The 10915-nt window shown below is 42.9% G+C and carries 9 protein-coding genes; 4 read left to right on the top strand and 5 right to left on the bottom strand.

Annotated features, from left to right (window positions below; all coding sequences use genetic code 11):
* Positions 1-325 precede the first annotated feature (325 nt).
* Both ACYTXL_RS16150 and hemW read right to left on the bottom strand, forming a co-directional pair.
* Complete coding sequence (locus ACYTXL_RS16150; RefSeq protein ID WP_461925621.1) at positions 326-1216, bottom strand: sugar phosphate nucleotidyltransferase; 891 nt, start codon at positions 1214-1216, stop codon at positions 326-328.
* 10 nt (positions 1217-1226) lie between these two features.
* On the bottom strand, positions 1227-2408 hold the full coding sequence (gene hemW / locus ACYTXL_RS16145; protein WP_461925620.1) for a radical SAM family heme chaperone HemW: 1182 nt from the start codon (positions 2406-2408) through the stop codon (positions 1227-1229).
* Positions 2409-2659: 251 nt separating this feature from the next.
* Between hemW and ACYTXL_RS16140 the strand changes: the two genes are divergently transcribed.
* A complete protein-coding gene (locus tag ACYTXL_RS16140) occupies positions 2660-3736 on the top strand; it encodes a PIN domain-containing protein (RefSeq protein WP_461925619.1) in 1077 nt (358 codons plus the stop codon).
* A gap of 268 nt (positions 3737-4004) precedes the next feature.
* On the opposite strand, the gene ACYTXL_RS16135 is transcribed toward ACYTXL_RS16140, so the two are convergent.
* Positions 4005-4478, bottom strand: coding sequence for a hypothetical protein (locus ACYTXL_RS16135; RefSeq protein ID WP_461925618.1), 474 nt, complete (start codon positions 4476-4478; stop codon positions 4005-4007).
* A gap of 205 nt (positions 4479-4683) precedes the next feature.
* Here ACYTXL_RS16135 and hetZ point away from each other — a divergent pair, with 205 nt between their 5' ends.
* From hetZ to ACYTXL_RS16120, 3 genes are all read left to right on the top strand, one after another.
* A complete protein-coding gene (hetZ, locus tag ACYTXL_RS16130; protein WP_461925617.1) occupies positions 4684-5889 on the top strand; it encodes a heterocyst differentiation protein HetZ in 1206 nt (401 codons plus the stop codon).
* Positions 5882-6859, top strand: coding sequence for a PatU (locus ACYTXL_RS16125; RefSeq protein WP_461925616.1), 978 nt, complete (start codon positions 5882-5884; stop codon positions 6857-6859). Before hetZ ends, ACYTXL_RS16125 begins: the two co-directional genes overlap by 8 nt.
* 309 nt (positions 6860-7168) lie before the next feature.
* Complete coding sequence (locus tag ACYTXL_RS16120; protein WP_461925615.1) at positions 7169-9490, top strand: transglutaminase TgpA family protein; 2322 nt, start codon at positions 7169-7171, stop codon at positions 9488-9490.
* Positions 9491-9610: 120 nt separating this feature from the next.
* Here the strand turns inward: ACYTXL_RS16120 and ACYTXL_RS16115 are convergent, their stop codons facing one another.
* Together ACYTXL_RS16115 and ACYTXL_RS16110 are read right to left on the bottom strand one after the other, a co-directional pair.
* Positions 9611-10291, bottom strand: a complete 681-nt coding sequence (locus ACYTXL_RS16115) for a uracil-DNA glycosylase (protein ID WP_461925614.1) — start codon at positions 10289-10291, stop codon at positions 9611-9613.
* 269 nt (positions 10292-10560) lie between these two features.
* Complete coding sequence (locus ACYTXL_RS16110; RefSeq protein ID WP_461925622.1) at positions 10561-10815, bottom strand: DUF262 domain-containing protein; 255 nt, start codon at positions 10813-10815, stop codon at positions 10561-10563.
* Positions 10816-10915: the final 100 nt, after the last annotated feature.

The following is a 10915-nucleotide window of genomic DNA, read 5'->3' as shown; positions in this document are numbered from 1 at the left end:
GCTCCGCTCCACCCAACCTACGTCTAGGTCTAATGCACTATTTTAGCCTAGAGGGTCCACTACGTGCATTTCAAAAATCAAATACTAGTCCTATAGTGGTATCCCAAATCAAATTGAAATGTCCATTAATGAGCATACCGATAGCCCCTAGTTATTTTCCAAACCATGATTTAACCTCCGATTTTCAGGTAAATAGACCACGCGGTAGGGGCACAGCATGCTGTGCCCCTACGACAGATGTGGTTCAAATACATGAAAACTGCTGTAACATCCGATTTATTTAGACCGAAAAGTTTTCTGTAAGCCTTACTAACTGGAGTTTAAGCTAGGAAACGCTTCTAAAATCAATCATCGTCTGACGATAAGCATCTGGCAAACCTGTATCAAAACACTTACCTTTAACAACATATCCTGTCATTCCCTCTTCTTGACGCAATCTTTCCAGACAGGATGTTAACTGAAATTCACCTCGTTCTCGGAAATTTTTATTGATGTGTTCTGCGATCAAGTCAAAAATTTTCGGCGTTAGTAAATACAAGCCAAATATACCTAAAAAGTCATTTTCTGCCATTCCCTCTACACGCAAATGCTGTTGTGCATACTCAATGGTGGGTTTTTCATAGAGTTGTGTAACTGACAAAATCGAGTTTAACTCTTGCCAAACTCCTGTTACACACCCAGCTTTATGAATAATCTCCGATGGTATTGTAGTTAAACTCACAATGCTTTGATTAACTTGTTCGTAAACATCTAAAACTTGACTAGCACAAGATTTCTCAATGTCAGAAGCATAAATGTGGTCGCCCAACATTAACAGAAACGGCTCATTTTCTACCCAATCTTTGGCACAAAATACCGCATGACCATAGCCCAATTGCTCCTCTTGCAATAAAATGGTAATTCTGTTACCTAAATCTTCGAGATATCGGCTATATTCTTGATTTTGCGGTGAAAGTTTATCTAAAAGTTCTTTTTTGGGTGGATTTTTCAATAAATCTTCAAATATTTCTTTGTCATCCGGCTGTACCACGATCGCAACTTCTGTAATTCCACCACTGATTGCCTCTTCAATAATTGCGATAATCACAGGTTTTGCCCTACCATCTCGATCAATAATCGGGAAAAGTTCTTTTTTGACAACCTTGGTAGCTGGAAACAACCGAGTCCCGAAACCAGCCACCGGAATCACAGCTTTTCTAACTTTATTTTTCTGCATAAGCAATTTATCACCCCAACTTTTCAAACAACTCCGCCAACACCACATTAGAAAACAAAAAACCGTGTGGATCAATCAAACGCAACCTTCCCCCACCAAGTTCCACCCAACCTTTATCAACGTATGGTTGCAAACATCTGCAAATTTCTTCTACCTTCTCTTCCCCAAACGCTTCCGCCAACGCCGCCAAACTCACACCCTCCGCCAAACGCAACCCCAACATTAATGTTTCTAACAATACTTCCTTTGGGGGAGTCACATCACAATCAATCACACCGCCAGCTTGCACCCACTGGTAATACTCCCTAGTTTTGCGCGGACGAGTGAAGCGTTTCCCGTCAACATAACTCGCCGCACCCATACCAAAACCATAATAAGGGCGGTTTTCCCAATAAACTCGATTATGCCGGCACTGATGGCCAGGTTGGGCATAATTGGAAATTTCATAATGTTTATAACCTGCATCAGTCAAAACCTGCTGCCCCATCTGGTACATTTTGACTGTGGCTTCATCCGTGGGCAAAGGAGTATCACCAGGTTTGTAATAACGACCAAAGGCTGTACCTGGCTCAATGGTAAGATCATAGATGGAAATGTGAGTCGGTACAAGCGCCACCGCTTTTGCTAGGGAATCTTGCCATTGAGCCAAAGACTGATGCGGCAACCCGGAAATTAAGTCTAAACTAAATTCAGGAATCTCGACTTGGTGGATTAGTTCCACAGCTACAAAGATATCTTCAACTGAGTGCGATCGCCCCGCCGTTTGCAATAATTCTGCTTGAAAGGCTTGTACACCTAGACTTACCCGGTTCACGCCTGCACTGCGATAGCCTGCGATATGTGCTAAATCAAAGGTGCCTGGGTCGATTTCCATAGAAATTTCTGCCCCAGACGCAATCCCAAAATGCTTCTCTAGCTGTGTCACTATACCTTGTAATTGCTCTATTGATAGCAGCGAGGGAGTACCACCACCAAAGAAAATTGTCTTCAGGGGTTGACCAAATGCTGGTGTCATGGCAATTTCTTCACATAGCACCTCAACATATTGGGAGATAGTACCAGATGTTTCGCCCCGCAAGCGATCGCCCACAACAGACACCGGGAAATCACAATAAAAACATCGCCGTCTGCAAAAGGGAATATGCACATAAGCAGAACTCGGAATTCCCGAAATACTAAATTTTTGACTCATTTTGAGAAAATTTTTAAGTTAACCCAACTGCGAATTAGAGACAATGAAAATGAGTCGTTTATTTACAACTTTTTGCCCTTTTACAACAAAATGATCAAAAATATTAAGATAAAAGCCTTTCGTTATAATAATTGCAGATATTGCCCTACTAAACCCTTAGTCTAAGTCAATACTGATTAGTTTATCTTACCGATAAAATAAAAAATACTTAAGTTTATCGCTAAACACAGTTGTAGGAAAACAAGACAACCATGCTTGACGCCATTATTATTCTCTCATTTATTCTAGCAGCGTCGGGAATAGGGTTCTACAGCATTGAACTACTACCCAATAGCACGCTAGATCAGGTAACAAATCTTGAAGCTTTACGCTTAGTCGTTGCCGTCTTTGCCGCGATTATTGGTGGTGCCATCGGGCTGAGTTTCCAGACGACATATCGTCGCTTAGAATCCCAAATCAAAGAAATGCCTCTGGAAGTGATCTTAACTCGTGCCATTGGCTTAGTGATTGGGCTATTGCTAGCTAATCTGATGCTAGCCCCGCTATTTTTACTACCTATACCGGCAAATTTTGGATTTATTAAGCCACTGGTGGCAGTTGTCGGCAGTATTATCCTCTCGGTGACTGGGATGAATTTGGCAGATACCCACGGGCGAGGCTTATTGCGGTTCATTAATCCCAACACTGTCGAATCGATGGTAGTGGAAGGAACGCTAAAACCCGCCAATACCAAAGTTTTAGACACCAGTTGCATTATTGATGGTCGCATTGAAGCCTTACTAGAAACAGGGTTTCTGGAAGGGCAAATTCTCGTGCCGCAGTTTGTCTTACAAGAACTGCAACAAGTAGCAGATGCTAGCAAAGACCAAAAGCGGGTGCGGGGAAGACGAGGACTTGAAATTCTCAACCGCATTAGGGAAGATTATCCCGATCGCATCCTGATTAATGGAGTTGACTACGAAGATATTCCCACAGTCGATGCCAAGTTAGTGCGCTTTGCCCAAGAAATTAGCGGCACACTGCTAACTAACGACTACAACTTATCCAAAGTTGCCAGTGTTCAGAAAGTACCTGTTTTGAATGTAAATGACTTAGTGAATGCTGTCCGTCCCAGTTATTTACCTGGTGACAACCTTGATTTGAAAATTCTCAAGGAAGGTAAAGAACCCAGTCAAGGCATAGGCTACCTAGATGACGGCACAATGGTTGTTGTTGAAGAAGGTAGCAACTATGTGGGTGGTGAACTGCGGGTAGTAGTCACCAGTGCTTTACAAACTACAGCAGGACGGATGATTTTTGCCAAACCCCAAGCTTCAGCATTGGCATGAGGAAAGAAAATTATAATCTCTTTCCGAAGAGGAGAGAGATTATTTTATCGAAAAAAACTGAGAAACTAAAATTTTAAAACGGAAAAATGTTCACTGAGAACTGTTTTTTAAGAAATTTTAGGTTTCACCAAGAGTTGAGCCAGTCGCGTGGTGTAAGTGAAAGAAAAAATTTATTTTTTCCTGATTTAGAAAACTTTTTTAAAGGAATTTGAGATTTAAGATTTTGGATGTGGGATTGTATCTAAAAAATCCTACATCCAAAATTTTTCTATGCAATATCAGGGGGTATCTGTTTAGGCGATCGCTGTTGTCGCAACTGTTGTTGCATGAGTTTTTCTAGTTCAGTTCGCCGAACTTCAACGGTATGGGTGGTCTTACCCGGCGTTTCCAAAAAAACGATACTATCTACGGGTTCTAATGCCACCATTTGGAACAAAATATGGGTTACAGGAACAATTTCAGCTAGCATTTGAGGGTCAAGCCCAGCAGGGGAAATTAGAGAGACATCCTGTATGGTAGGGAAAGCGTAGATAACACGCTTTTCCAATCCTGGATTAGCACGATTGCTTAATGTAGTTAAAACCCAGCTTGCCTCCGAATTTTGGAGAATATAGTAGTGGGAGTAGCGTAATTTTTGAGCGATCGCTCTAAGGGCAGGAGCAATTGCTTCAACAAGATGTGGTGTCATACCATCGCGGGGTGCATTGTCAATCAGCAATTGAATTTGTGCTTCTAAATCCATAATGACTTGTATACGGCTCCTGGGTAATGGCAATAACATCTATCAAAGTGTGAACAATCCCATGAAAGTTGGGAATAATAAAATCAGCCACATCCTAAATGTAGGATTGGTCTGCGTTTAGCTTATACGTAAAATCCAAAAAGCCAATACCCACAGTCGTACAGGTTGTATTTAAAAACGTTAGGGTCTTTTGAAAACTGAGACTATGAATTCAGCCGCAACCGCAACTATTCCATCTGCAAATATTCTGGAAGAAAATTCTCAAGGCGTGGAGGTAATCTTTCAACTCCTGTCCAGAGAGTTTCAGCAGTCAACCAAAGCTTCGGCACAAAATTGCCACGATGTCGCAACACGTATTACCACCGAAGTCTACCGGATTTGTCATGAAAGCAAACGTATCCAAGCTTCTGGAACTGTAGAAAGCTCGGCGATGACCCTAGCTCGGCATCGGCTGCAACAGTGTCTCAGGTACTATCAGTTGGGTTCAAATCGGGGCAGAGTAGAATTACACAGTACTCTGAGTGCGATCGTTTATCGATACATTAATCCCCCTCAGAAGCAATTGAGCTATCAAGGGCGGCTGACTATAATTGAAGATTTCCTCCAGAGTTTTTATCTAGAGGCATTGAATGCTTTCCGGCGAGAAAATCAACTCGATGCCACTTATCGTCCTCAGACACTTTTAGAATTGTCCGAGTATATGGCATTTACCGAGCGCTACGGCAAGCGGCGCATTCCCTTACCAGGCCGTCAGCAGCAGCTAATTATCCTGCGGGCGCAAACTTTTTCCCAACACCAGCCCCCAGAAACCAGCGTAGATATAGAACAAGCCGCAGAAGGCAGCAATAGTGAAGCCGACGGTTCTTGGGAAGAACCAGCAGTTTACCAATTGCGCTCCACAATGGCAACGCAAGTCGAACCCGAACCCGAAGAAGACACCTTGCGCTCCGTTGTCGTTACAGAATTAATGACTTATCTCGAACAACGGCAACAATCTGACTGCGCTGATTACTTTTCCCTGCGCCTCCAGGATTTATCAGCACAGGAAATTGAGTCGGTTTTAGGTTTAACCCCTCGTCAGAGAGATTATTTGCAGCAGCGCTTTAAGTATCATTTAATTCGGTTTGCCTTGTTGCACCGTTGGGAATTAGTTCACGAATGGCTGGAAGCTTCTTTGCACACCAATTTGGGCTTAACTCCTCAGCAATGGCAAGTATACACAGCACAGCTGGACAATAAGCAACGGTCTTTACTAGAGTTGAAGCAACAAGGACAAGCCGATGAAAAAATAGCAAAAACTTTAGGGCTGTCAATGGCACAACTTCAAAAACGGTGGTTTAAGATTCTTGAACAAGCTTGGGAAATTCGTAACTCATTAGTATCCGGATCAGGTGCATCTACTCATGAATAGTGACTCAGAATCCTTACAACACCAGTGTCTCGATTGGTTATTGACAGATAATGTCAAAACTAACGAGGAATCGGTAGAATGTGAGGAAAATGACGGGGTAAAAAACCTCCTCAAGGAAGCCACTGCTTCAAAAAGCAGTGAGCCAGAATTGGGAGGGACGCCCCAGACCTTTCAATTGGGAGAAATTCCTACTGTGCAAGATCGTTTCCAAGCCGTCCTTAAGCGTCGGTTACAAATCCAAGTCCAAGACCACCCACCGTTGTTTCCTTGGGAAACACACTTAATCGAGTATCCCGATTTTATTGATGAGCCGTCAATGACACTCGTCCCTAGCTGGGGGTGGATGGTACAACAGTCGAAGTTGAACCTGCCACGTCCCTTACCAGAGAGAGTTTTCCGGCAATTGCTAGAACAGTGTCAGGCGTTGGTTACATCTTCAGTGCCACTGGGGGCAAAATTAGTTCAGGCGGTGGAGAACTTTTTTCCCAACGACTCTCAAGCACTAAACGATATAGCTGGATTGGTGCTAAGAAGCACCTATCGGTCTGTAAATACTCTGGAGACACTGCCCAATATTCAGAGCGATTACTCAGATTTACAACCGCGCCAACAGATGGCTTTGTCGTTGCTAGCAGCTAAACAACTGCTAGAAAATTTGACTCTACCAGTTTCAGCAACCAGCCCAGTGGTAGAAAGACAATGGCTAACCAGTGTTGGTACTTTGAACATCAAAGTAGAATACCAGTCTCTAGGTAAACTTACGAAGTTACTTGTTCAAGCTGAGTTACCCGTTAAAGGAACTTTGACGTTGCGGGGAAGTGGCACCTTAGCAATGACAACATCTTCGACTTCGGGATACTTAAATGTAGAGTTAGGCTGCGAACAACTTCACCCAAGTTATACCCTGGAAATTGAGTTTCCAGAAATAGACCAACAGTCGTTGTTGTTTGTCATTAGTCTCACGATTTAGTTTAAATTGCCACCGCTAGCACACTACGTCGAGCAACGCCAATATATAGAGGATTTTCCGACTTTTGAAGCTTATCTTATTTTTCAACAGGCGGTCATTAGGGTGTCTACGAGAAGCAGTTATTACAAAGACACAAAGACGCGAGGACACGGAGAGAGTATTTAATAATTTCTCCGTATTCTGGCGTCTTCTTCTCTCAGTATATCTTCCCCGATCAATCATTTTTTATTTGACATAGTAGTAGGGTAGGCAATTACGTCTCTGGTATTGTGTCCGTTGCATCTATATCATTGCTTCCTTTAGACTCAAATGTTTAACTTATCCAGAATAAATCGGTTTTGGCCTCTGCCTGTAGGTAATTTCTGGCGGCGAAATCCGCACGGGTCGCGTTTGATAGAAGTGGAAGATTCAATTTTATTGCGGGTGCTGGTGCTAGCGTTGGTTATTTTGGGAATTGTGGCGACAGATATCGCCGCCCAGACTTCATTCAGTTTTTGGGCGTTACCCCTGAGTGCAGTAGGTGCGATTTGGAGTTATTATCGTCGCCGCGATGCTAATGTTGCAGTTAAGTTCTGCATCGCCATCGGAATGTTAGTAGCACTGGGTGCTTTGTTTGGGCGGTTAGTGGGCGAGTTGAATGATACGCGGTTGAGTTTGGCAGAGTTATTAATTCAACTACAGGTGTTACACAGCTTTGATACGCCCCGCCGCAAAGATTTGGGCTATTCGATTGTTATCGGAGTGATTTTATTAGGTGTGGCGGCAACGCTAAGTCAGACTTTAGCATTTGCACCTGTGTTGCTGTTATTTTTAGCGATCGCTCTCCCAACTTTAGTATTAGATTATCGCTCACGCTTGGGTTTGCAGCCATTAAAAACTCAAAAGGAAAAATCCCATCAGAAGAATTCCTCAACTCTTAATTTTAAATTTTTAATTCTGAATTTTTTGCTAATTGTCGGTCTGGGGCTGGCAATTTTTGCTATTTTACCCAGATTGCCTGGCTATCAATTACGGAATTTTCCGGTAAGTTCTGCTATTCAAGTAAAAGGTAATTTTACAGGACGTAGTATCATTAATCCCGGTTATGTCCGTCAAGGTAAAGGTAGTAATCAAGGTAGTGGTACGGGGCAAAACCAAACTGGTCAACCAGGAAAAGTAGATAATGACTTTTATTACGGTTTTAATAGCCAAATTAACCAAAATCTGCGCGGCGAGATGAAACCCAAGGTGGTAATGCGGGTGCGATCGCAAGCTGAGGGTTTTTGGCGAGTACTAGGATTTGACCGTTATACAGGTAAGGGATGGGAGGTTTCCCGGAACGAAGATGTTACGACTGTCAGGCGATCGCCTTGGTCTTACCAAATTTTTCTTTACCCATCTGTGCTTACTGGTAAAACCCAAGAGGTAGTACAAACTTATACAGTGGTGTCGGATTTGCCTAACCTAATTCCAGCGATGACTTATCCCAAGGAAGTTTATTTTCCGACACCACTGATCGCTGTTGATCAAGAAGACGGATTGCGATCGCCTGTGGAATTATCAGAAGGACTCACTTACACAGTAATTTCCGCAGTCCCATACCGTGATCGCACTTTATTAGGTGAAGCTTCTACTAATTATCCAAAACATATTAAAAAGTATTATCTGCAAATTCCTCCCGAAATTGCCGAAAAAGTCCGGGAACGCACCGAAGAAATTTTTGCTAACTACAATCAAGAAAAAGTCTCAAAGTCTTCTAAAAGCCTAGATTCACCTTATGAAAAGGCTCTCTACTTAGCTCAATACTTGAAGCAACACTACTCTGTTCCCCAAAATCCTTTAGGATTGCCTTATTTGAGTGAAAAAGAAGACTTAGTAGAAACTTTTTTGTTTAAGCAAAAGGGAGGCTATCCAGACCATTTCTCTACAGTTCTGACGGTAATGTTGCGTTCCATTGGCATCCCAGCGCGGTTAGTGGCGGGGTTTAGTGCCGGAGAATTTAATCCATTTACAGGGCTGTATGTTGTCCGTAATACTGACGCTTATGCGATGACGGAAGTGTATTTTCCTAAATATGGTTGGTTTGCCTTTGACCCCATTCCTAATCATCCCCTAATACCACCATCTGTTGAAGACACTCACAGTTTTAGTGTGTTGCGCCAGTTATGGCACTGGGTTGCTGGATGGTTGCCCTCTCCGGTGACAGGTTTGTTAAATAATGTATTTGGGACAATATTGAGTTGGATAATTAGAGCGATCGCTTGGTTTTTAGCTTTATTCTCTCAAGGTTGGTTTGGCGTATTGACTGGCTTAATCTTGGGGACTATAGCAGCTTTCTTCGGTTGGCTGGGTTGGGGTCAGTGGCGAGAGTGGCATAACCGTCGATGGTTAAAGAAATTGCCAGCAATGGAAAGCCTTTATCAACAAATGCTGCAATGGACAACCCAAAAAGGTTTAGGCAAACATCCAGCCCAAACACCTTTAGAGTATGCCACAGTCTCATACCAGCATCATGCCCCAGCAACTGCTGAGGTAATAGATGAGATTAGCCAAGCCTATGTTAGTTGGCGTTATGGTGGTCATAGTCCTAACTTGAAGCGATTGCGAGAAAGATGGCAAGCTATCAAAAAGACTGCTAAGACTGCTAAGTAATTGTAAAATCTTTCTATCTCTGGTTTCTTTGCGTTTGGAGTAGTTAATAAGTAATTTATTGAACCGCAGAGGCACAGAGATAAGATATTAGAGAGGAATTGATTTTCGAGAGATTAATCCTTAGCTGTTATTTTGGATTTCGTCTAACTTGGCACGCACCGCCTGGATATCTTGCCACATCAACCATTTCGGCGCACCTTGTTCCTTAGAAGGATTACGCAGCAAGTAGGAAGGATGAAAAATTGGCATACATAAACGCCCTTCCCACTCCAACCACTGTCCGCGAATTTTCGTAATCCCCCGCTTATCGCCAGTGATACTTTTGACAGCAGTTGCACCTGTTAACAGAATTATTTTGGGGTCAACTAGGCGAATTTGTTCTAGTAAGTAGGGTAGACAAGCCGCCACTTCTACAGGAGTGGGAACTCTATTATCTGGTGGGCGACATTTATTAATATTGGCAATGTATACATCCTGCTCGGTAGTCAGATTCACAGATGCCAAAATTTTCTCCAATAACTGCCCTGATCTGCCCACAAATGGTAAACCCGTTTCATCTTCATTTTGACCAGGCGCTTCCCCTATAACCATAATTGGGGCTTTGAGATTGCCGCGTCCGACAACAGCATGAGTCCGAGTGTCTCCCAATGGACAACGGTGGCAGCGATCGCAATCCTGTGTCAATTCCGTTATGCTGTCATAAGTTCCCGGAGCGATCGCAATTTTCGCGTCTGTGGGAATCAGTTCTCGTTGGTTAAAGGTTGAGTCGTCAAAGAGGCTGAGTTGGTTTTGGCTGCTCATGAAAATCAGGATTTTGGCATCAGCGCCAGCTGTCTTATCTGAGTTAAATATCGCTCAGGTTGGAGATATATCAGAGTAAATAGACGTTTTGCTGAATACTGATAATTTATACAAATCTGATTGTATCAGTTAATTTGAGACAAAATTCAGTCATCATAAAAGCAGTGCCGTACTAAGATGCTGGGGGAAACCATGTCACATACCCCACTTTTCGCCGATCGCACCCATGCGGGTGAGGAGTTAGCGCGAGTGATTCATGATGTTTTAACTCAGCATTTACCAAGAATCAACTTTTCTAATTTGTTGAGTATTGCTTTTGTTAGCTCGACCCCTTCAATGGGACGCGCTTTAAACTTAGCATCACCACCTGCCTCTAGTAACATGATTGCTCCTATAGGAAAGGCACGAGCAATACTTACTAACAGGGAACGGATATGTTCGTCATCCCAAACCCAACCCCTTTGAAAATCAGGCAATTGAATTTTCCCAACTACAATATCGTTTAGTAAAGCGGCTAGACTTATCTTAGCTCACATCTTGCACCTGACCGAACAAACCCGCAAAAGGCAAATAAGGAATGCAAAAATATAACAGAAGATGAAGATGACCTTTTCAGTACCTAAC

This window comes from Nostoc sp., from assembly GCF_054880495.1.
Note: the sequence above shows the minus strand (reverse complement) of the source record. Positions and strands in the feature narration are given on the sequence as shown.